The sequence below is a fragment of the Aeromonas sp. S12(2024) genome, from assembly GCF_041402305.1.
Classification (GTDB): Bacteria; Pseudomonadota; Gammaproteobacteria; order Enterobacterales; family Aeromonadaceae; genus Aeromonas; species Aeromonas veronii.
Genome location: NZ_JBGLRB010000005.1, coordinates 190,152 through 212,834 on the forward strand (window position 1 = coordinate 190,152; position 22,683 = coordinate 212,834).

At 60.6% G+C, this 22,683-nt stretch carries 20 protein-coding genes; 5 read left to right on the forward strand and 15 right to left on the reverse strand.

Features of this window, described 5'->3' with window-relative positions; all coding sequences use genetic code 11:
* The first annotated feature begins 9 nt into the window (after positions 1-9).
* Entirely contained in the window at positions 10-1,878 is a 1,869-nt protein-coding gene (gene dxs, locus ACB035_RS07215; RefSeq protein WP_323906720.1) for a 1-deoxy-D-xylulose-5-phosphate synthase, read from the forward strand.
* A gap of 73 nt (positions 1,879-1,951) precedes the next feature.
* On the opposite strand, the gene ACB035_RS07220 is transcribed toward dxs, so the two are convergent.
* The 13 genes from ACB035_RS07220 to glyA all read right to left on the reverse strand — a co-directional run bounded on the left by ACB035_RS07220 (position 1,952) and on the right by glyA (position 15,550).
* Positions 1,952-2,893 (reverse strand): ABC transporter permease, encoded by a 942-nt coding sequence (locus tag ACB035_RS07220; protein WP_019445927.1) that lies wholly within the window; start codon positions 2,891-2,893, stop codon positions 1,952-1,954.
* A gap of 3 nt (positions 2,894-2,896) precedes the next feature.
* Entirely contained in the window at positions 2,897-3,871 is a 975-nt protein-coding gene (locus ACB035_RS07225; protein WP_042080630.1) for an ABC transporter permease, read from the reverse strand.
* A gap of 99 nt (positions 3,872-3,970) precedes the next feature.
* The gene (locus tag ACB035_RS07230) at positions 3,971-5,527 is read right to left on the reverse strand and encodes an ABC transporter substrate-binding protein (RefSeq protein WP_005343519.1); all 1,557 of its coding nucleotides are present in this window, start codon (positions 5,525-5,527) and stop codon (positions 3,971-3,973) included.
* Positions 5,528-5,597: 70 nt separating this feature from the next.
* Positions 5,598-7,322, reverse strand: coding sequence for an ABC transporter ATP-binding protein (locus ACB035_RS07235; RefSeq protein ID WP_005358467.1), 1,725 nt, complete (start codon positions 7,320-7,322; stop codon positions 5,598-5,600).
* Between the two features lie 487 nt (positions 7,323-7,809).
* A complete protein-coding gene (locus tag ACB035_RS07240) occupies positions 7,810-8,304 on the reverse strand; it encodes a phosphatidylglycerophosphatase A (RefSeq protein WP_216977131.1) in 495 nt (164 codons plus the stop codon).
* Positions 8,301-9,260, reverse strand: coding sequence for a thiamine-phosphate kinase (gene thiL / locus ACB035_RS07245; RefSeq protein WP_026034998.1), 960 nt, complete (start codon positions 9,258-9,260; stop codon positions 8,301-8,303). The genes ACB035_RS07240 and thiL overlap by 4 nt, the downstream gene beginning before the upstream one ends.
* A 57-nt stretch (positions 9,261-9,317) precedes the next feature.
* Positions 9,318-9,731 carry a transcription antitermination factor NusB gene (gene nusB / locus ACB035_RS07250; RefSeq protein ID WP_005343514.1) on the reverse strand — a complete coding sequence of 138 codons (414 nt, stop codon included), beginning with the start codon at positions 9,729-9,731 and terminating at the stop codon, positions 9,318-9,320.
* A 14-nt stretch (positions 9,732-9,745) separates the two neighbouring features.
* Positions 9,746-10,216, reverse strand: coding sequence for a 6,7-dimethyl-8-ribityllumazine synthase (ribE, locus tag ACB035_RS07255; RefSeq protein WP_005338866.1), 471 nt, complete (start codon positions 10,214-10,216; stop codon positions 9,746-9,748).
* A 203-nt stretch (positions 10,217-10,419) separates the two neighbouring features.
* Positions 10,420-11,529 (reverse strand): bifunctional 3,4-dihydroxy-2-butanone-4-phosphate synthase/GTP cyclohydrolase II, encoded by a 1,110-nt coding sequence (gene ribBA / locus ACB035_RS07260; protein ID WP_021230382.1) that lies wholly within the window; start codon positions 11,527-11,529, stop codon positions 10,420-10,422.
* Between the two features lie 149 nt (positions 11,530-11,678).
* Positions 11,679-12,332 carry a riboflavin synthase gene (locus ACB035_RS07265; protein WP_371166971.1) on the reverse strand — a complete coding sequence of 218 codons (654 nt, stop codon included), beginning with the start codon at positions 12,330-12,332 and terminating at the stop codon, positions 11,679-11,681.
* A gap of 55 nt (positions 12,333-12,387) precedes the next feature.
* A complete protein-coding gene (gene ribD / locus ACB035_RS07270; protein ID WP_371166972.1) occupies positions 12,388-13,497 on the reverse strand; it encodes a bifunctional diaminohydroxyphosphoribosylaminopyrimidine deaminase/5-amino-6-(5-phosphoribosylamino)uracil reductase RibD in 1,110 nt (369 codons plus the stop codon).
* 199 nt (positions 13,498-13,696) lie between these two features.
* Positions 13,697-14,146 carry a transcriptional regulator NrdR gene (nrdR, locus tag ACB035_RS07275; protein WP_005338880.1) on the reverse strand — a complete coding sequence of 150 codons (450 nt, stop codon included), beginning with the start codon at positions 14,144-14,146 and terminating at the stop codon, positions 13,697-13,699.
* A 150-nt stretch (positions 14,147-14,296) separates the two neighbouring features.
* Positions 14,297-15,550 carry a serine hydroxymethyltransferase gene (gene glyA / locus ACB035_RS07280; protein ID WP_005338884.1) on the reverse strand — a complete coding sequence of 418 codons (1,254 nt, stop codon included), beginning with the start codon at positions 15,548-15,550 and terminating at the stop codon, positions 14,297-14,299.
* Between the two features lie 324 nt (positions 15,551-15,874).
* Here glyA and ACB035_RS07285 point away from each other — a divergent pair, with 324 nt between their 5' ends.
* A complete protein-coding gene (locus ACB035_RS07285) occupies positions 15,875-16,159 on the forward strand; it encodes a hypothetical protein (RefSeq protein ID WP_139743394.1) in 285 nt (94 codons plus the stop codon).
* A 50-nt stretch (positions 16,160-16,209) separates the two neighbouring features.
* On the opposite strand, the gene torS is transcribed toward ACB035_RS07285, so the two are convergent.
* Positions 16,210-19,035: a TMAO reductase system sensor histidine kinase/response regulator TorS gene (torS, locus tag ACB035_RS07290; RefSeq protein WP_371166973.1), complete on the reverse strand. Its 2,826-nt coding sequence runs from the start codon at positions 19,033-19,035 to the stop codon at positions 16,210-16,212.
* 70 nt (positions 19,036-19,105) lie between these two features.
* Between torS and torT the strand changes: the two genes are divergently transcribed.
* Together torT and ACB035_RS07300 are read left to right on the forward strand one after the other, a co-directional pair.
* On the forward strand, positions 19,106-20,152 hold the full coding sequence (gene torT, locus ACB035_RS07295) for a TMAO reductase system periplasmic protein TorT (protein ID WP_371166974.1): 1,047 nt from the start codon (positions 19,106-19,108) through the stop codon (positions 20,150-20,152).
* 37 nt (positions 20,153-20,189) lie between these two features.
* Entirely contained in the window at positions 20,190-20,594 is a 405-nt protein-coding gene (locus tag ACB035_RS07300) for a GFA family protein (protein WP_047438145.1), read from the forward strand.
* Between the two features lie 36 nt (positions 20,595-20,630).
* Here the strand turns inward: ACB035_RS07300 and torR are convergent, their stop codons facing one another.
* Complete coding sequence (torR, locus tag ACB035_RS07305; protein ID WP_371166975.1) at positions 20,631-21,344, reverse strand: two-component system response regulator TorR; 714 nt, start codon at positions 21,342-21,344, stop codon at positions 20,631-20,633.
* 145 nt (positions 21,345-21,489) lie between these two features.
* On the opposite strand from torR, the gene torC reads away from it, so the two are divergent.
* A complete protein-coding gene (gene torC / locus ACB035_RS07310; protein ID WP_371166976.1) occupies positions 21,490-22,656 on the forward strand; it encodes a pentaheme c-type cytochrome TorC in 1,167 nt (388 codons plus the stop codon).
* Positions 22,657-22,683: the final 27 nt, after the last annotated feature.

The window sequence follows — 22,683 nt, forward strand, 5'->3', positions numbered from 1 at the left end:
AGTAACAATATGAGCGTTGATATTAGCAATTTCCCCAACCTGGCCCTCGCGGACACTCCGGTCGAGCTGCGTTCCTTGCCCAAAGATCGGCTGCCGGTGCTGTGCAACGAGCTGCGCGAATATCTGCTGCGCTCTGTCAGCCGCTCCAGCGGACACTTTGCCTCCGGTCTCGGCACGGTCGAACTGACCGTGGCCCTGCACTACGTCTACAACACCCCGTTCGATCGGCTGATCTGGGACGTGGGCCATCAGGCCTATCCCCACAAGATCCTGACCGGGCGCCGTGATCAGATCCACACCATCCGTCAGAAAGACGGTCTGCACCCCTTCCCCTGGCGCGGCGAGAGCGAGTACGACGTGCTCTCCGTCGGCCACTCCAGCACTTCCATCGGTGCGGCGCTCGGTATGGCGGTCGCCGCCGAGAGTGAAGGTCTGGGTCGCAAGGTGGTAGCAGTGATCGGTGATGGTGCCATTACCGCAGGGATGGCCTTTGAAGCGCTCAACCACGCCGGCGATGTCCATAAAGACATGCTGGTGATCCTCAACGACAACGAGATGTCCATCTCCGAGAATGTCGGGGCGCTGAACAACCATCTGGCCCGGGTCATGTCCGGCAAGCTCTACACCACCATCCGCGAAGGCGGCAAGAAGGTGCTGGCAGGTCTGCCACCGGTCAAGGAACTGGCCAAGCGGGCCGAAGAGCACCTCAAGGGGATGGTGGTGCCCGGCACCCTGTTCGAGGAGTTCGGCTTCAACTATATCGGCCCCATCGACGGTCACGATATCGAGGCGCTGGTCGAGACCCTCCGCAACATGCGCAATCTCAAGGGCCCGCAACTGCTGCACGTCAAAACCAAGAAGGGCAAGGGTTACGAGCCGGCGGAGAAAGACCCTATCGGTTATCACGCCGTGCCCAAGTTCAATCCTGACGATTGCTCCCTGCCCAAGGCGAGCAGCGCCAAACCCACCTTCTCCGCCATCTTTGGCCAATGGCTGTGCGACATAGCCGCCAAAGACGAGAAGCTGGTCGGTATCACCCCCGCCATGCGCGAAGGCTCCGGTCTGGTGAAATTCAGCCAGCAGTATCCGGACCGCTACTTCGATGTGGCCATTGCCGAGCAGCATGCAGTCACTTTCGCCGCAGGTCTTGCCATCGCCGACAAGAAGCCTGTGGTGGCCATCTATTCGAGCTTCCTGCAGCGTGCCTACGATCAGGTGATCCACGATGTGGCGCTGCAAGATCTGCCGGTGCTGTTTGCCATCGACCGGGCCGGTCTGGTGGGCGCCGATGGCCCGACCCATCAGGGAGCGTTCGACATCAGCTTCCTGCGCACCGTGCCCAACATGGTGGTGATGACGCCATCTGACGAGAACGAGTGCCGCCAGATGCTCTATACCGGCTATCTCCATCAAGGCCCTGCCGCCGTGCGTTACCCCCGCGGCAGCAGTCTGAGCGATGCCCCCATCTCGTCAGAGATGCAGGCACTGGAGCTTGGCAAGGGTCGTATCCTGCGAGAGGGCAAGGGCACTGCCATTCTGGCCTTTGGCACCTTGCTGCACCACGCGAAAGCGGCGGCAGAGGCACTGGATGCCACCCTGGTGGACATGCGCTTCGTCAAACCGATGGATGAGGCACTGGTGCTGTCGCTGGCGGCCAGCCACGATCACTTCGTCACCATCGAAGACAACGCCATCATGGGCGGTGCCGGTTCGGCGGTGAACGAGCTGCTGATGCGCAATAAACAGTGCAAGCCGATACTCAACCTCGGCCTGCCGGATCGCTTCGTGGAACAGGGTACCCAGCAGGAGATCTATGCCCTGCTCGGTCTGGACGATGCAGGCATCCAGCGCAGCATCGAAAGCTGGCTGCAAGCCTGAACACGTGTTAACGCTATCAAACAAAAGAAGGGCGCCCACTGGCGCCCTTCTTATTTTGCGTTTCTGACTTGGATTACCCTTTGTAGATCTTGGGGTTAAACACATCCCGCAGCCAGTCACCCAGCAGATTGATGACCAGCACCAGCACCACCAGACAGATACCCGGGAAGGCGGTGATCCACCAGGAGCCGGAGAAGATGTAGTTGAAGCCGACGCTGATAAGCGAACCGAGCGAGGGCTGATCAACCGGCATTCCCAGCCCGAGGAAGGAGAGCGCCGCCTCGCTCATGATGGCGTTGGCCACCTGCACGGTGGAGATCACCAGAATGGGCGACAGGCAGTTGGGCAGAATGTGGCGGAACATGATGCGCGGGGCGCGGAACCCCATCACCTTGGCCGCTTCCACATACTCCTTCTTCTTCTCCGCCAGCACAGAGGCGCGCACAGTACGGGCGTACTGCGGCCACTCTGCAATACCGATGATCACCACCAGCATCATGATGGCGAACTTCGAGTAGAACTCGGAGCCAAAGGTTGCCTGAAAGATGGCAGAGATGATGATCGCCACCATCATGGTGGAGAACGACAGCTGCACATCGGCAAAGCGCATCAACAGGTTGTCAATGCGACCACCGAAGTAACCGGCAATCAGACCGATGACGATACCGAGCACCAGCTGCAGCGCCACCGCAAACAGGCCGATGGTGAGGGAGATACGGGCGCCATAGAGAATGGTGCTCCAGATATCCCGCCCCTGGTTATCGGTACCGAGCCAGAAGCGCTCCTCGCCACCTTCGAGCCAGGAAGGGGGCAACTCGGCATCCATCAGATCAAAACTGGTCTGGTCATAGACGTTGTGCGGGGCGAGCCAGGGGGCCAGCAGCGCCGCCAGCACAAATACCACGAACACCGCAAAGCTGAACATGGCTACCTTGTCCCGCAGGAAGTAGTAGACGATGTCAGAGTTCTTGAATCGTGCCCAACGGCTTGGGCTTGCAGTTACAGCATTAGTCATCTGTTACCCCTTGGCGGTCAGGTTAACGGTCGGGTTAATCAACCCGTAGAGCAGGTCGACCAGGGTATTGGTCACCACGAAGATCAGTCCCACGAAGATAACGTAGGCGGTGATCAGCGGGGTATCGACCCGGTGGATCGCCTCAAGGAACAGGAAGCCGGTGCCTGGCCACTGGAACACGCTCTCGGTCAGAATGGTGTAAGCCACCATGGTGCCGATCTGCACCCCACCGACGGTAATGACCGGCAGCATGGTGTTTTTGAGGGCGTGGCTGTAGTAGACCTTGTTGTTGTCCAGCCCCTTGGCACGGGCGAACTTGACGTATTCGGAGGAGAGCTGCTCCAGCATCTCGGAGCGCACCAGCCGGATAAACAGCGGCAGCATGATGGAGGAGAGGGACACCGCCGGCAGGATCAGGTGCAGGATGCCGTCCCAGGTGAAGAAGCCCGACTCCCAGCCCAGCAGGTTACGGGTCTCGCCGCGGCCATAGGCAGGCAGCCAGCCCAGCTGGATGGAGAAGAGGTACATCAGCATGATGGCGGTCAAAAATACCGGGATCGAGATGCCGATACTGCTCCCCGCCATGATGATCTTGGTGGGAATGCTGCGCGGGCGGATCGCCGAATAGACACCGAGTGGAATGGAGACCACCACGATGATGAGCGCGGCGGCAAACACCAGCTCAAGGGTAGCCACCAGCTTGTCGAGGATCACCTCGAGAGCGGGTCGCTTGAAGAAATAGGAGGTGCCCAAATCCCCATGCACCGCATTTTTCAGAAAGCGGCTGTATTTGATGAGGAAGGGATCGTTAAGGCCCATCTTCTCGCGCAACTCGTGACGCTGGGCTTCGGAGACGGATTGTCCCACCAGCTCGCGCAACGGGTCACCCAGGTTGTCCTGGATGGAGAAGGCGACCAGGCTGATGACGAACATCACTATCACGGCCTGATAGAACCGTTTCAGCAGGAATGTAAACATGCTTGTCCTTCTACGTGGCCTGTGTCGTGGCACAGGCTTCTGTTAGTGGGCGGAGTGGCCAGCTGACCACCCCGCCCCGTCCTTCCTTGCGACGTTCTCTTACTTGCTGACCACCAGGTCACCCAGGTAAGGGAAGTTCATCACGTTGACCACCGGCTTGATATCGACGTTCTTCTTGGCGCCATAGGCCAGATCTTCCCAGTGCAACGGCACGTAGGCAGCATCTTCGATCAGCATGGCTTCGACCTTCTTGAGCATCTCGGCACGCTTGGCCGGATCGGTCTCGGCGTTGGCATCCATCACCAGCTTGTCAGCTTCGGCGTTGGCGTAACCGGCGCAGTTGTACTGGCCCATACCGGTCTTGGCGTCCTTGGTGAAGGTCAGGAACTCGAAGAAGTTCGCGGTATCTTCGGTGTCGGAGTGCCAGCCGATCAGTTGCATGTCCGCGGCGCACTTGTCAAACTCAGGCCAGTACTGGGCCACCGGCATGGTCTTCAGATCCACCTTGATGTTGATCTTGGCCAGCATGGCGGAGACAGCCTGGGCAATCTTGACGTCGTTGACGTAGCGGGCAGCCGGGGAGATGAAGGTCATCTTGAAGCCTTTCTCGTAACCGGCCTCTTTCATCAGCTCCTTGGCCTTGGCCAGATCATACTGGGGTACCAGCGCCTCGTTGTGACCGGCATAGCCTTTCGGGCTCAACTGGCCAGCAGGGGTACCGAAGCCCTTGTTGATCTTCTCGACGATACCCACCTGGTTGATGGCGTAGTTGATCGCCTGACGTACACGCTTGTCTTTCAGCGCCGGGTTGGTGTTCTGGTTCAGCTCGATGATGATGGCGCGGGTACCGGACAGGGTGACCAGCTGGGAGTCCTTGCCATTCTTCACGCGCTCCAGATCGTTGGGCGCAACCGGATAGATCATGTCCACGTCACCACCCAGCAGGGCAGCAACACGGGTCGCATCTTCCTTGATCGGCACCACGGTCAGGTTCTCGACGTTACCCTTGGAGGCTTTGTCCCAGTAGTTGGCGTTGCGGGCATAATCCAGCTTCACACCCTGCTCGCGGAACTTGACGGTGAACGGGCCAGTACCGGAGACGTGGGTAGAGGCAAAGGAGTCGCCATTCTTGACGATCTCGGCCTTGTCTTTGCCCGCTTCGGTCTTGCCAGTGTAGAACTTGGAGTCCATCGGGAAGATGTAGGTGACGGTCTGCAGCACCAGCGGGAACGGCTTGGCGGTGATCAGATCGACGGTGTAGTCATCCACCTTCTTCACTTCGCTGATGGGATCGAAGATCGCCTTGAAGTCGACGGAGGATTTCAGGCGGTTGACGGTCCACACCACGTCGTCAGCGGTGAAGTCGTTACCGGAGTGGAACTTGACCCCTTTGCGCAGGTGGAAGCGGACGGTCTTGTCATCGACACGCTCGAACTTCTCGGCCAGACGGGGCTCGAACTGCAAGTCCTGGGTGTAACGCATCAGGGGATCGAATACCAGGTGCGACATCTCCAGGGTCTGACCGGAGAGCTGCTCCTGCGGATCCAGCGAAGTAGCGTCAGAAGCGACACCCACCTTGATATCAGCGGCTGAGACACTGAAGGCGAAACCGGCGGCAAACAGCGCCAGGGCAATCTTGGACAATCCTTTCTTCATCTTGTTCTCCATGCTTTTGGCTTTCTTATGACACTTTTTTTGACAAGCAGACCGGCGCTCCGGCGCTCTCCTAGCTTGCGATTTCCAGCCCCTCGCGGGACATTCCCTTGAACTCCGGCATGAGGGAGATCAGCTTGCGGCTGTACTCATGCTCGGCATTGGTAAAGAGTTTTTCGGTCTCGGCCACTTCCACCAAATGGCCGTGCTGCATCACCCCGATGCGGTCGCACATCTGGCGGATCACCGGCAGATCGTGGCTGATAAACAGCATGGTGAGCTTGAGCTCCTGCTGCAGATCCTTGAGCAGGTTGAGGATCTGGGCCTGCACCGACACATCCAGCGCCGAGGTCGGCTCGTCACAGATAAGGAAGCGCGGGCGAGTGGCCAGGGCGCGGGCAATGGAGATGCGCTGGCGCTGACCGCCGGAGAACTCGTGGGGATACTTGACCCCGGCACCACGACCGAGACCCACGTGATCCAGCAGATCGCCGACAATTCCCTCAATCTGGCTCTCGCTGCTCGCCAGCTGATGGAAGCGGATCGGCTCGGCAATGATGTCGCGCACCTTCATCCGCGGGTTCATCGAGGAATAGGGGTTCTGGAACACCATCTGCATCTGGCGACGCAGCGGGCGGCGCTCGCGCTCGCTCTTGAGGGCAGTCAGATCGATCCCCTCGAAGAAGATTTTGCCGGTATCAGGCGGATAGAGACCTGTGATGGCGCGGGCAATGGTCGATTTACCGGAGCCCGATTCCCCCACCAGACCGAAGGTCTCCCCTTCGAAGATCTCGAAGCTGATGTTGTTGCAGGCGCGCACATACTGGCGGCGGCTCGGGAAGATGGAGTCCTTGGTGACGAATTTCAGATCGACATTCTCCACCCGCAGCAGCGCCCCTTCATAGGCACGCTCGTCCTGACTCTGGCCGAGCCAGTGGGTCTTGAGGTCGATATTGGTATCCGGCGCACTGGCATCCTCGATATAGGAGACCAGCGGGAAGCGCACCAGCTTCACATCGGAACGGGGGACCGCCGAGATGAGGCTGCGGGTATAGGGGTGATTGGGGCTGCCCAGCACCTGTTCGGTCAGGCCGAACTCCACCAGATCGCCGCGATACATCACCGCCACCTTGTCGGTAACGTTGGAGACCACGCCCATGTCATGGGTCACCAGCATGCAGCCCACCTGACGCTCTTTGCAGAGGGCGCGGATAAGCTGGAGGATCTGATCCTGAATGGAGACGTCCAGCGCCGTAGTCGGTTCATCTGCGATGATCAGCTCCGGATCGCAGGAGAGCGCGATGGCGATAACCACCCGCTGACGCATGCCACCGGAGAACTGGTGCGGATACTGTTTGATGCGCAGCTCCGGCTGCGGAATACCCACCGCCCCCATCAGCTCCAATGCCTTGGCAAAAGCAGCCTCGCGAGAGAGGTCGGTATTGGCCAGAATGGTCTCCACCAGCTGATGCTCAACGGTGAACAGCGGGTTGAGGGAGGTCATGGGGTCCTGGAAGATGAACCCGATACGGGAGCCACGGATGGCCCGCATCTCGTTCTGGCTCTTGCCGGAGATGAGCTCGCCATTGAGATAGATATCGCCACGGGCGATGCGACCCGGCGGGCTCAGCAGATCGATAACGGCGTTGCCGATGGTGGACTTGCCGGCGCCGGATTCACCGACCACCCCGACAATCTCACCCTTTTCGATAGAGAAAGAGAGATCCTTCACCGCGGCCAGCACCCCGTAGCGGGAGGGGTACTCGATCCGCAAGTTCTTTACTTCGAGCAAGGACATGTTTACCTCTGCGGGGGACATCCGTCCCAAATAATTCGTCCGTAAATCAGCCGCAGATGCCGGTTGTTACCTTGGGCAATATTTGCTCAATCCATGAGGCAGCGAAACCAGCGATCCGGGCGGGTTTTTTGCATTTTTTTGGAATAACCCGCGAGTAACTTAGACGGTTTGACCACGGGTGTAAATGATTGAGTTATACAATTCCGCAATGTTTTGTGCAGATAACCACCAATTCGGTAGAGATAAATGATGATTTTCATCACAAAAATGGCCGGTGCGTCCGTACATCTATTGGTATCATTACTTTAATTTCAACAACAACGCAACAAGCAGCATTTATCACTATTTCCAAAACAATCACCAGCCCCGAATGAGTAGTGAATATTTATGTGAAATGGATGATAAACGGCAGCATATGCCGATGAATGAAAATTAAGCAGATATAAATCGGGGGATGCCAGAACGGTCATCCCCCGGAAGATGGCTCTCAACCGAGCCAGAATGCCAGTAATTGCATACAAAACAGGGCGAACAGGCCGGCGATCAGATCGTCCAGCATGATGCCCAGGCCACCGTGGATCCGGCGATCAAACCAGGAGATGGGCCAGGGCTTGAGCACATCAAACAACCGGAACAGCGCAAAGCCCGCCACCACCCACTCCCAACCGGCTGGCGCGGCGATCATGGTGACGCCAAAGCCGATCACCTCGTCCCAGACGATGGCGCCGTGATCCGGCATGCCGATGGCATCGGTGGCGCTCTGGCAGATGCGGATACCGATCAGGAACCCCACCACCAGCAGAGCGATAAACCAGTGGGTCGGCAGCCCGCTCACCAGCAGGTAGAGCGGAATGGCCGCCAGGGTGCCCATGGTGCCCGGCGCTTTGGGGCTGAGACCGGAACCAAACCCCACCGCCAAAAAGTGAAGCGGATTTTTCAGATCCAGTCGTGTCAGCTCGGGCTTTATCCTGAACAAACTCATGCGAAGTGATCCCACCCTTTCAGTTGCAACTCGACCGCCTGGTCGCCACGCAGGTAATCGATGCCCGGCTCGCCCGCCACGATGCGGCCAATGCGGCTGAACTTGACCCCGCTGTGGGCCAGCGCCGTATCGAGCGCGCCGCGGTGCTCCTCCGGAACGGTAAAGCAGAGCTCGTAGTCATCGCCACCGGCCAGCGCCAGTTGCCACGCCTCCTGCTCGCTCACCGCATCCTGCAGCACCGGCGAGAGCGGCAGCAGATCGAGATCGATCTGGGCCCGCACGCCGGAGGCCTTGAGGATATGGCCGAGATCCGATGCCAGCCCATCGGAGAGATCCAGCGCACTGCCCGCCAGCCCGCGCAGGGCCTGACCGGCCAGAATGCGGGGATGGGGGTGGTCGAGCCGTGGCAGCACGGCCGCCAGCTGGTTCTCGTTGAGGGTGCGTTTGCCCAGCAGGTGGGAGAGCGCCAGCGCGGCATCCCCCAGAGTGCCGGTGACATAGATGCCGTCACCCGCTTTGGCGCCGCTGCGCATCAAGGCGCGCCCGGCAGGCACCGACCCCTTCACCGAGATGGTGATGGAGAGCGGCCCGCGGGTCATGTCTCCGCCCACCAGCGCCACATTGTAGTACTCGGCCAGCTCCAGAAACCCTTCGGCAAACCCGGCAACCCAACCTTCGTTGATGGCAGGCAGGGTCAGTGCCAGCGACACCCAGCGCGGCTCGGCCCCCATGGCGGCGAGATCGGAGAGATTGACCGCCAGCGCCTTGTAGCCGAGATCCACCGGATCCATGTCGGGAAAGAAGTGTACGCCGCTCACCAGAGTGTCGGTGCTCACCGCCAGCTGGGTATCGGGGGGCAGGGTCAGCAGGGCACAGTCATCTCCAGGGCCCATCACCACGTCCTTGCGGGCGTGGGGGACCTTGAAGTACTTATCAATCAGCTCAAATTCACCCATACAGTAAAAAGCCAGCAATAAGCTGGCTCCTCTCTTAGATGCTGACGGACAGCAGGCTCAACGCTTGTTCAGCGACTTGATCACCTTGTCCAGTACACCGTTGACAAACTTGTGGCTGTCATCGGCAGCAAAAGCTTTGGCCAGCTCGATCGCTTCGTTGATGACCACGCGCGGCGGTACATCATCACGACGGGTCAGCTCGTAGGTCGCCAGACGCAGGATCGCCTTGTCCACCATGTCCACTTCTTCCAGCGGACGGGAGAGGAAAGGTGCAAACACCTTGTCCAGCTCGCTGCAGTGGAGGGCTACCCCGAACAGCAGATCGCGGAAATAGTTCAGGTCTACACCCTTGGTGTCCTGATCGATCTTGAACTGCTCTTCGATGTCACCCACGTTAGCCTTGGTCATCTGCCACTGGTAGATGGCCTGGGTGGCGCAATGGCGGGCTTTACGGCGCTCAGACGGTTTCAATGTACTTCTCCTCGTTACACGTCCAGTTCTTTCAGGACGTTGATCATTTCGAGCGCTGCCAGTGCAGCCTCTGCACCCTTGTTACCCGCCTTGGTACCTGCACGCTCGATGGCTTGTTCAATGTTTTCAGTGGTCAGCACACCGAAGGCAACGGGAATTTCATATTCCATCATTACCTGGGCCATGCCCTTGCTGTTCTCGTTTGCCACCAGGTCGAAGTGGTAGGTGCCGCCACGGATGACAGTACCGACTGCCACGATGGCGTCGTATTGACCACTCTTGGCCAGCTTCTTGATGACCAATGGCATTTCAACCGCGCCCGGCACTTTTACCAGTGTCAGGTTGCTGTCCTGCACTTGACCTTGACGCTTCAGTACGTCCACCGCGCCGTTCACCAGACTGTCGTTGATGAAGCTGTTGAAACGGGCAACAACAATAGCAACGCGCGCCTCAGGAGCGGCGATATTTCCTTCGATAACCTTCATTGGAAATCCTGTATCTGTGCAATCAAAAGGGCCGGAGTCAAAAGTGCTCACATTCTAGCACAACAGACCCACGACAAAAACCATGGCCGCAATAGACGGCCATGATCGCGATGTAACCAGTCCGGCGCACTTGCTCGCCGGTAAATTCCACGACTTCCAGACCGAAACCGCCCGGAAGGGGATGGTACTTCTCTGGTAGTACGTTACTCGCCGATGTACTCAACCACTTCCAGACCAAAACCACCGAGGGCATGGTACTTCTTCGGCGAACTCAGCAGGCGCATCTTGCTTACACCAAGGGCCTTGAGGATCTGGGAACCCACACCAACCCGGCGCGAGGTGCCCTGCCACTTGGCTCCTTCCGGCGCTAGCCCCTTGTCGGCGGCTTCAAAACCCTTGACCCTAGCCAGCAGCTCGGCGCCATGTGATTCCGCCCCCAAAATCACCAGCACGCCGCCTTCGTCAGCGATGCGGGCCATGGATTTGGGCAGCGGCCAGCTGCGGGCGGCGTGGCGGTCGGTCAGCAGCAGATCGCTCAGCACATCGTGCAGATGGACGCGCACCAAGGTCGGCTGATCGGCCTGTACCTCACCCTTTTTCAAGGCGAAGTGAACCTGATTGTCGATGGTATCGCGGAAGGTGATGAGGTCAAACTCGCCAAACTCGGTCGGCAACTTGCACTCGGCCACCTTCTCGACCGTGGTCTCGTGCTGGTTGCGGTACTCGATAAGGTCGGCAATGGTGCCGAGCTTGATGCCATGCTCCTCGGCGAACACCTCCAGATCCGGACGGCGCGCCATGGTGCCATCTTCGTTGAGGATCTCGACGATGACGGCGGCAGGCTCGAAACCGGCCAGACGAGCCAGATCGCAACCGGCTTCGGTGTGGCCGGCGCGGGTCAGCACGCCGCCATCCTGCGCCATCAGCGGGAAGATATGGCCCGGCTGCACCAGATCGGCCGCCTTGGCATTGGGCGCCACTGCCGCCTGCACGGTCACCGCACGATCGGCGGCTGAGATACCTGTGGTCACCCCTTCTGCCGCCTCGATGGAGACGGTAAAGGCGGTGGAAAACTGGGCATTGTTGCGATCCACCATCAGCGGCAGCGCCAATTGCTTGCAGCGATCCCGGGTCAGGGTCAGGCAGATGAGGCCACGGCCGTAGCGGGCCATGAAGTTGATATCCTCCGGACGGACGCAGGAGGCGGCCATGATGAGGTCCCCTTCGTTCTCCCTGTCTTCGTCATCCATCAGGATCACCATCTTGCCAGCCTTGATATCGGCAATGATTTCCTGGGTTGTGCTCAGCGCCATGGGCTACTCCATCAGTGTGCTTGGGGGTTGAGCCCGCAGGCTCAACGCAAATGCGTGTGTATGTTGCTCTAGATTGGGGCTAGCGGCTCCATTTCAATCAGAGCGGGATCACAGAAAATCGTTTTGGTGGCCAGATTTAGCGCACACCGTCAGAGAAAACCGGCCTTGGCCAGCGTCTCCATGGTCAGGGTCGAGGCGCTGCTCTCCTGACTTTTCCCCATCATCAGCCGCTCCAGATAGCGGGCGATCTGATCCACCTCGAGGTTGACCTTGCGGCCCGGCTTCCAGCTGGCGATGGTGGTCTCCTGGGCTGTGTGGGGCACGATGGTCAGACGGAAAAGGTCCCCCTGCACCGCGTTCACCGTGAGGCTGATGCCATCCACCGCAATGGAGCCCTTCTCGGCGATATAGCGGGAGAGCTCGCCCGGCGCCTTGACCCAGTACTCGATGGCGCGGCCGCTGCTGGAGACGCTTTTCACTTCCCCTACTCCGTCTACGTGGCCGGAGACCAGATGGCCGCCGAGGCGGGAGGTGGGCATCAGCGCCTTCTCCAGGTTGACCCGATCGCCCACCTTGGCGGCGGCAAAGCCGGTTCGGGAGAGGGTTTCCAGCGACACGTCGGCGGTATAGCTCTTGTCGCCGAGCGCCACGACGGTGAGGCAGACGCCGTTGGTGGCGATGGAGTCGCCCAGTTTGACGTCGCTAAAATCCAGACCTGGTGCGTGGACGGTGAGGGCCATGTCATCGCCCTGACGGCGCAGTTCGGCCAGGGTTCCCACCGCTTCGATAATTCCGGTAAACATGCAGATCACCTTGCTGATGACGGGGGCTGATTATGCCCCCTTGAACATTGATAAATCAGGCTATTTTGGCGGTAATGCGAATATCCGGCCCCACCATGCGCACGTCCTTGATGGCGAGCTTGAGCGCCTGGAACAGCCGGGTCAGGCCCGGCAGATGGAACAGGCCGCGCCCTTCGTCACCCATCAGTTTGGGTGCCTGATAGAGCACCAGCTCATCCACCAGCCCCTTCTCCAGCAGAGCGCCGCAGAGCCGCGGCCCCGACTCGACCAGTACCGAGTTGACGTTCTGCTTGGCCAACAGCATGAAGAGGCTGACCAGATCCAGCTTGCCATCCAGCAGTGGCAGCTCCAACTGCTGCACCCATGCGGGCCACTCGCCGGACGCCTTGTGCCGAGCCAGCAGCACCGGGCTCTCGCTCTGGAACAGCGGCAAGTCGGGTGTGAGGCGGTTTTGCGAATCGACGATGACCCGCAGCGGCTGGCGCAGGGTCTCTTTGGGATAACTTGCCTTGACCGAGGGGGGTAGCTCGTCCCAGCGCACGGTCAGGGAAGCACCATCGGCCAGCACGGTTTCAGCGCTGGAGAGCACCGCATCGTGACGGGCCCGCAGCCGCTGCACGTCGCGGCGTGCATCGGGGGAGGTGATCCACTGGCTCTCGCCGCTCGCCATGGCGGTGCGGCCATCGAGGCTGGCCCCCAGCTTGACGGTCACCCGCGGGAAGGCGGTACGCATCCGCTTGAAAAAGCCCGGGTTGAGCGCTTCGGCTTCGCTCGCCAGCAGGCCGAAATCGGTTTTGATGCCCGCTTCGGAGAGCATCCGCAGGCCGCGCCCGCCCACCTGGGGATTGGGATCGACCATGGCCGCCACCACCCGGGCCACGCCGGCGTTGATCAGCGCTTCGGCGCAGGGGGGGGTACGACCGTGGTGGGAGCAGGGTTCGAGGGTCACATAGGCGGTAGCGCCACGGACGTTGTCACCGGCGGCGCGCAGGGCGTAAACCTCGGCATGGGGCTCGCCCGCCTTCTGATGCCACCCTTCGCCAACCACCACGCCATCTTTGACCAGCACGGCGCCGACGCAGGGGTTGGGGGCCGTGGTGTAGCGGCCGCGGCGGGCCAGTTCGAGGGCCCGACTCATCCATTGGTAATCATCTTGACTAAACATTCGGGCTCCTTTGACAACACATCTCGACTTTACGCAGTATCGTAGGTTCGATTAGCGCAGCGTAATCGGACGCGGCAACATGGGTGAGAATGGCGGTTTACTTCTCCAGCTTGGCAATCTCTTCGCCAAATTCGCGGATATCTGCGTGTCCTGAGGTAGAGAGGGGCAAAGCGGATATCCGCTTACCCATCCGCTACCATCATTTCTCCAATTTGGCGATCTCTTCGCCGAACTCTCGAATATCTTCGAAGCTGCGATAGACGGAGGCAAAGCGAATATAGGCCACCTTGTCCAGACTCTTGAGCTCATCCATCACCAGATTGCCCACCAGCTCGGAGGCGACTTCGCGCTCGCCGGTGGCTCGCAGGCGGGATTTGATATGGTTGACCGCCTTTTCGATGGCCTCCATGCTCACCGGCCGCTTCTCCAGCGCCCGCAGGATGCCGGCGCGCAGCTTGTCTTCGTTGAATGGCTCGCGGGAGCCGTTGGACTTGATGACGCGGGGCATCACCAGCTCGGCCATCTCGAAGGTGGTAAAACGCTCGTGACAGAGCAGACACTCACGACGGCGGCGCACCTGATGGCCTTCTGCCACCAAGCGGGAATCGATCACCTTGGTATCAACCGCACTACAGAATGGGCAATGCATCGGACCTCCGGCGTTAATGGAACAGGGACCGGCCCGGCGGGCCAGGATCTAGGTCGGCCAGTGTAGCACGGCCATCCAAAACCGGTAAAAGCCAGAAAAAACAATGCCACCCGCAGGTGGCATTGGTCTCAAACCGGATGGTCTGACTTATCAGCCATAAACCGGGAAGCGGCGGCAGATATCCAGCACCTTCTCGCGCACGGTGGCCAGCACGGCATCGTTATCGTGGTTGTCCAGTACGTCGCAGATCCAGTGGGTCAGCTCGATGGACTCGGCTTCCTTGAAACCGCGGCGGGTGATAGCCGGGGTACCGATCCGCACACCGGAGGTGACGAACGGGGAGCGCGGATCGTTCGGCACGGAGTTCTTGTTGACGGTGATGTTGGCTTTGCCCAGCGCAGCGTCAGCATCCTTACCAGTCAGCTCGCGACCGATCAGATCAACCAGCATCAGGTGGTTGTCGGTTCCGCCGGAGACGATCTTGTAACCGCGCTCGATAAAGGTGGCGGCCATCGCCTTGGCGTTCTTCACTACCTGAGCCTGATAGGTCTTGAACTCCGGCTCCAGCGCCTCTTTGAAGGCAACGGCTTTACCGGCGATGACGTGCATCAGCGGGCCACCCTGACCACCCGGGAAGACGGCAGAGTTGAGCTTCTTGTAGAGCTCCTCGTCGTCAGCGGCGGAGAGGATCAGACCACCGCGCGGACCGGCCAGGGTCTTGTGAGTGGTGGAGGTGACCACGTGAGCGTGGGGAACCGGGTTCGGGTAGACGCCAGCGGCAATCAGACCAGCCACGTGAGCCATGTCGACGAACAGGTAGGCACCGACCTTGTCGGCGATTTCGCGCATGCGGGCCCAGTCAACAATACCGGAGTAGGCGGAGAAGCCACCGATCATCATCTTCGGCTTGTGCTCGACAGCCTGACGCTCCATGTCGTCGTAGTCGATCTTGCCTGACTCATCGATACCGTAAGGCACGATGTTGTAGAGCTTGCCGGAAAAGTTGACCGGAGAGCCGTGGGTCAGGTGACCACCGTGGGCCAGGTTCATGCCCAGCACGGTGTCGCCCGGCTGCAGCAGGGCCATGTAGACGGCACTGTTGGCCTGGGAGCCGGAGTGCGGCTGCACGTTGGCGTAAGTGGCACCGAACAGCTCTTTGGCGCGCTCGATAGCCAGGGTTTCGACCACATCCACATACTCGCAACCACCGTAGTAACGCTTGGAGGGGTAACCTTCAGCGTACTTGTTGGTCAGCTGGGAGCCCTGGGCTTCCATGACACGGGGGCTGGTGTAGTTCTCAGACGCAATCAGCTCGATATGCTCTTCCTGACGACGGGTTTCGTCTGTGATGGCCTGCCACAATTGCGGATCATAATTGGCGATGGTCATGTCACGTTTCAACATCCGTTTCTCTCCTGAAAATCGTTTGCGCGTTAGGTGAAGTGGGCGCGGGCATTGTAACGTGAGCTGGATCAAAGAGACAGTCCAACCACCTAAAAAAATGTTGAATTTATGTTGTAAAAAACAAGATTCCCTCCCCGTTCAATACCCTGGCCGCTCCGCCAAACGGCACATTTTTCATCCCGCTGCGGGCGGGCAAAACCCGAAGGGGATCACAACGCCCTCTTTATCCATCCTGTAACATATTCATTCGAAACAAATTTAATGATGATGGAGCTGATTGCAGCCATGCATCCGAGGGGCTGCACCTAACCGGAGGAGTTCAAGATGGACCATCTGCTGACATTCGTGATCCTGGCTGTCTTTTTTCTGTTCTACTGGGTCTACTACACCAGCCAACGCAAACATGTTTCCACCACCTCGTGGGAGCAGCTCCCCACCAAAGCCGACTATCTGGCGGCCCACCCTGAATCAGTCGATGGCGACATCATCTTCTGTTATCACTGCGGCCACCACGAGTTGCTGGAGGTAGGCATGGTGCACCTGACCGATTTTCGCCGGGAATGGGTCTGTGCCAAGTGCAAGCAGGTGCTGTTTCGCGAGAGCGAATAACGGCGCAGGGGCTGGCCCCCTCCCTAAACGTTGTGCATCGCCAGCAGGGATCAGGGCTGCGCATCCCTGTTTGCCACCAGCCACTGCTGCAACCCGCTCACCGCCGCGTCAAATTGCGCCCCGATTGCCGCAGGCTCCCCGCCTCCCGCCTCAAGAGCCGCACAGTGGCTGGCAAATTCGGTCAACCCCAGCGCCAGCGCACTCCCCTTGAGCTTATGCGCCAGCTGACGTTGCTCACTTCCCTCATCCTGAGCCAACTTATCTACCAACACCCGCCCTTGCGACTCAAACAGCGCGACCAGCTGGCGGATCCGCGCCATACCGAGCAGGGGCAGATCGGCGTCCAGCACCGGATTGGCCCACTCAGGCTGTTTAGTTGGGGGCACGGCTACTGATAACTGAACCTGCGGCTCGATAGAGGCCCCTTCTTGCCGAAACAGCTGATCGATGGCGTTCGCCAGCACCGCCAGCCGTACCGGCTTGCCGACAAAATCGACAAACCCGGCGGCAAGGCAGTGGCGGATATCCTCTGGATACATCTGGGCCGAGATGGCGATGGCGGGCAGCTGCCGCTCATGCATCTCCTCGCTGATGGCTGCCAGATCCTCGCGCAGGGTCATGCCGTCCATATCGGGCAGATTGATATCGAGCAGCGCCAGCTCGAAGGGACGCTCGGTCACCAGCGCCAGCGCACTGCGACCATCCTCCGCCAGGGTGACGCGATGGCCGAGGCGGGTCAGCATGCCGTGCGCCACCAGCCGGTTGATCTCGTTATCCTCCACCAGCAGGATGTCACGGGACTGGCCAAGGTGCAGCGGTTGCGCCTCGGCAGGCAGCTGGGCGCTCGAACGCTGCAACGGCAAACTGAAGCTGAATTCACACCCCTTGCCCGGTTTGCTGACAAGGTTCAGCTCGCCCCCCATGGCGGCCACCAGCTTGCGGCTGATCGCCAGTCCCAGCCCGGTGCCGCCCTGATGGCCTATATCACGCTTGCGCTGGCGAAACGCCTCGAACACCGCCTCCTGCTCATCGGCCGGAATGCCGGGGCCGGTATCGCGCACCACAAACCGGATGCAGGGCTCGGCGCAAGGGCCGTGACAGACAAGGGGCGCCACCGTCAGGGTAATCTGGCCACGGGCGGTAAACTTGACTGCATTGCCAAGCAAGTTGCCGAGCACCTGCCGCAGTTTGCCCAGATCCCCCTCGACCACAGGCGCCAGCCCGGGCGCATATTCCAGCGCCAGGGTGACCCCCTTGGCCGCTGCCTTTGGCCGAAACAGCGCGCTGAGTTCATCCACCAGCTGGAACAGGGGGAAGGGCTCGCGGCGCGCCTCCACATGGCCCGCTTCTATCTTGGAGTAGTCGAGAATGTCGTTGAGGATCTCCAGCAGGGATTCGCCACTGTGCTCGATGGCGGCCAGATAGCGCTGCTGGGTATCACTCAGGTGGGTATCTTCCAGCAGCGTCAGGCCCCCGAGAATGCCGTTCATGGGGGTGCGGATCTCGTGACTCATGGTAGCGAGAAACACCGACTTGGCGCGGTTGGCCTGTTCTGCCTCGGCGCGGGCCTGCCGCTGCTTCGCCACCTCCTCATTGAGCCGCTCGTTGGCGTGACTGAGCTGGCCAGTGCGCTCCTCGACCCGTGACTCCAGCTCGCGCTGATAACGGCCCAGCTCCACCGCATTGTCACGAAACACCTGCAGGGCCCGGCCCAACTCCGCCAGCTCATCGCGCCCGGTACTGGCGATCGGCTCAAGGAGGGCCAGATCCCCGCGCACCAACCGGCTCATCCCCGCCACCGCCCGTTGCAGCGGCCAGACGATCCGGCCGTAGACCATGCGCCACATCAGCAGCATCAGCAGTACCAGCGTGAGCAGGCCAATGCCCATCAGCGCCTGCTCCAGCAGCCTGAGACGTTGACTTAGCGCCTGCTGGCTCTGCCCCAGCGAATCGCGGGCACGGCTGACCAGCTCACCGACCTGCTGGTTGAGGCTGCTCATCAGGGCCTCATTGGCACTGGCCAGCACCCGCAGCGCCTCCCCCTTGCCGAGCCAGTCGCTGCGCAGTTGCATCAGCTTGTCGCTCTGTGCCAGCACGGTCAGCGCCTGCTCCACCGCCTGACGACGTGCCGGATCGGTCACTGCCCCGGCCCGCAGTTGCAAGATAGCCAGCTCCCGCTGCCCCTCTTGCAATAGCGTTTGCAACTGTTCCTGCCGTTCGCTGCGCCACATCTCTTCGATGCGCTGCTGCTGCATCAGGGTGCGATGGCGCAGCTCGGTCATCTGCTCCAGCCAGTCGAGATCTTGCTCCAGCAAGCGATCCAGCGTCCGGGTCGCCTGCGCGCCTTGCTGTTGGTAGAGGGAACCCAATCCCGCCACCATCACGGTTTCGGCGTTCTCCATCTGGCTTCTCGCCAGCTCGGCGATCTGTCCGGCCGCCGCCACCAGACGGGCCCGCTGCGCCTCGCCCTGCGCCATCAGGGTCAGTCGCTCTCCCACCAGCCAGCCCTGCTGGCCCAGATTGCCGATGATGCTCTGACTAAGCTGATCGAGGCTTGTTGAACCCTGCCCACGACCAAGTTGCGCCAGCACCTGTTGTAGCTGTTGCCCCTGCAGAGTGAGCAAGCGCCCCTGATGCTCCCGCTCCTGCTCGCTGGTTGCGGTGGCCAGCAGCCGCGACGCGCTCTGGATCTCGCCGCTGAGGCGAGAGAGCGTGCGGGCCAGCTCCTGATCGGCCAACGTCTGCTGCACCCCTTGCTCCAGCTGGCGCAGATGGCTAAGCCCCACCCAGCCCAGCAGGGAGGCACTCAGGGTCAGCAACGCCATCAGGGAGAAGGCCAGCAGCAACTTGCCACCCAGGCCGGAAAAGATTCTCACGGGAAGTCCCTTGGTTGTGGTCGGCTTTGACCGGATAATATGGCCCAACACTTTAACAAAACCCCTGACCATGCGAAGCGTCTATCTCTCCCCGTTGTTGCTGATGTGGTTGCTAATGCTTCCCCGCGCCGCCCTCGCCTTTGCGGTCGATATCTGGCCCGGCGGCGAATTCAGCGGCCAGCCGCTGCGCCAGCAGTGGCCGGAACCCGCCGCTGCAACCAAATCGCTGACCCTCTGTGCCCTCTACCCCCATCTGCGCGACGCCTACTGGCTTTCGGTCAATCAGGGCATGGTGGACGAGGCGAAGCGGCTGGGAGTCAAGTTGCAGATCCATGAAGCGGGGGGCTATGGCGCCCTCGCCGAGCAGCGCCAGCAGTTGCAGCGCTGCGTGCAGGAAGAGAGCGACGCCATCTTGCTCGGCGCGGTGAGCTATCAGGGCTTGCGCGAGGCCATCAAGGTCACGCCGCTGCCGGTCTTTGGACTGGTCAACGATCTGCCCAGCGGTCTGGTGCAAGCCAAGGTGGGGGTCTCCTGGTACCAGATGGGCTGGCAGATTGGCCACTGGCTGGCGCAGCGTCACCCCGCCGGCAGCAAGCCGGTCTCGGTCGCCCTCTTCCCCGGCCCGCAGGCAAGCGGCGGCAACAACTTCGTCGAGCCGGGCTTTGCCGATGCCATCAAGGGGAGCGCCATCAAGCTGGTCACCACCGAGCGCGGCGACAACAGCCGGGAAATCCAGCGCACGCTGGTGCAGCAGACGCTGGCCCGCTATCCCGACCTCGACTATCTGGTGGGAGGCGCCATCGCCGCCGAAGTGGCGGTCAACGAGCTGGCGCAGCGCCATCTCGACAGGCCTCAGGTGCTGAGCACCTACTTCAGCCACGGGGTACAGCGGGGCCTGCGCCGGGGCAAGATCCTCGCCGCCAACAGCGATCAGATGCGGCTGCAGGGGCGCCTTGCGGTCGCTCAGGCGGTCTGCCTGCTGCAACACCCTGATGCCAGTGCCGAACAGTGTCCGCGGGTGATGGGGCCACCCATTCTGACGCTGTCTGCACCGCTGGCCGACCCCGCCGATTCCCTCTCGGAGGGCGCTTTTCGCCCCGTCTATCGGGTCGAATAGCCGTTCCAAATCCGATTAGCACACTCAAGGAGAAGAGATGAAAGAGTTACATGCCAGCTGCCTGTGCGGCGCCGTCGCCCTGACCCTGCCGGATCAGTTCGACTATATGGGGAACTGCCACTGCAGTGAATGCCGCAAGTTTTCAGGGGGAGATTATGCCTCGGTCGGCGGACTGGATGGCAACAAGGTCACCATAGTGAAGGGGGAAGAGGCCATCGGCCGCTACCGGAAATCGGCAGAGACCACCCTCGCCTTCTGTCGTCACTGCGGCTCCAGCCTGTTCAGCCAGAAGAGCAGCAGCGGCAAGATCAATCTGCGGTTGGGGATACTGGACGATGTGCCGAGCCAGCGGCCCGCGTTTCACATCTTTGTCGGCTCCAAGGCGCCCTGGCACCAGATTGGCGACGACTGCCCGCAATTTGATACCCGCCCGCCGGTCTGATACCCGGTCAAACAGGCCAGGGCCACCGCAACGGGGTCAGGAGGCTATCTCGCCGGCAAACAGATAGCCTTCACCATGGACGGTGACAAACAGCTGGGGATCCCGTGGATCCGCTTCCATCTTGCCGCGCAGCCGCCGGATCAGTACATCTATGGTGCGATCGCTCGGGCCATCGCCGCGATGGCTGATGAGGGTCAGGATCCGCTCCCGACTGAGCACCCGCCCGGCATGGGCGACAAAGGCCACCAGCACTTCGTATTCCGCCTTGGTCAAACGCACCGGCACTCCGTCCTTGCTGAACTGGCGACGGGGAATGTCAAAACGCCAGGGGCCAAAGCGCACCGCATCGTCAGCGACCGCAGGCTCGCTCGGCGCGGCGGCCGCCAGCGAGATCCGCCACAGCAGATTCTTGACCCGCACCAGCAGTTCCCTGAGCTCGAACGGCTTGGTGACATAGTCATCGGCCCCCATCTCGAGGCCGACAATCCGGTCCACCGCATCGCTGCGGCCGGTGACAAGAATGATCCCCACCGTGCTGCGCGCCCGCAGTTCACGGGTCAGCAGCAGACCATCTTCCCCCGGCAGGTTGATATCCAGCATCACCAGATCGACCGTCTGCTCCGCCAGCACGGCGCGCATCTCCTGGCCGTTTTCGACCGCCGTCACCCGATAGCCCTCCCGCTCGAAATAGCCGGTCAGCTTCTCGCGGGTAACCGCATCATCTTCAACAACCAGAATGTGGTAGCTCATGGGCAGGGTTCACGATGGTCGACAAGGGAGGATTATTCTATTCACATTTTGTCATAAATACCCCTATTTCATTAATTTGTGGCGGCAACCCTGTTCACAACGCCTCCCTATCATGGCTCCCATCAAAAAAGTGATGTGAGAGAGCATGATGAAAAAACTGTGGCACTTCCTGCGCACCCCCAGCCGCCGCTGGTCGGTACTGGCGCTGCTTCTGGTGGGCGTCGGCGTCACCCTCGCGGGCACCGTCGGCCTGCACTACGGCTTTGAGAAAACCAGCAGCCTCGAATTCTGTATCTCCTGCCACTCCATGAAAGACACCGTCTATCCGGAGTACAAGGAGTCCATCCACTTCAAGAATGCCTCAGGGGTACAGGCGGTCTGTACCGACTGTCACCAGCCGAAGGACTTTGTCGGCAAGGTGGCCCGCAAGATGGAGGCGGCCAACGACCTCTATCAGGAGTACATAGGCCACAGCATCGACACCCAGGAGAAGTTCGAGGACCGGCGCTTGCATCTGGCCGAGAAGGTGTGGGCACGGATGAGCAGCCAGAACTCCAAGACCTGCAAGTCCTGCCACAGCTACGACAACATGGATCACGCCAAGCAGTCCCCGGCGGCAGCGCTGGCGATGAAAGATGCGGCGGCGAAGAACATGAACTGCATCGAGTGCCACAAGGGCATCGCCCACGAACTGCCCAACATGGCGGGGGGCTTCCGGGCCACTTACGCCACCCTGGTCAACGACGCGCAAGAGGCGCCAGCCGCCGAGACCCTCTACAACCTGGGTGAAAAAGATCTCTACGCCAGCGAACAGAGCACCGACCCGGTCGGCAAACTGCTGCCCGCCTCCCGCATCGACGTCGTAGGCCGCAGCGGCGATCGCCTCAAGGTGACCATCGAAGGGTGGCGCGAGAGCGATGGCAAGGGCCGGGTGCTGAGCGAATACATGGGCAAGCGGGTCTTCGTCGCCACCATCCGTGACGAACTGAAAGCGAGCGAGAAAGTGCTCAAGCAGGAGACCGACAGCGCCACCCATATCAAGTGGGAGCAGGTTCAGGTGCAGGCCTGGGTCGATGGCAAGGGCTTTGAGTCCTCGCTCAAGCCAATCTGGGATTACGCCGGCGAGATGTACAAATCCACCTGTAACTCCTGCCACGGCGCGCCGGATCCCGCTCACTTCACTGCCAACGGCTGGATTTCGGGACTCAAGGCGATGTCTGCCTACTATCGCCTGAGCAAGGAAGAGGAGCGCACCCTGCTCAAATACCTGCAAAACCATGCCGCCGATACCGGTGGTCAGGGCAGCCACTAAGTCCGGATTCGAAAGAGGAATAACAAG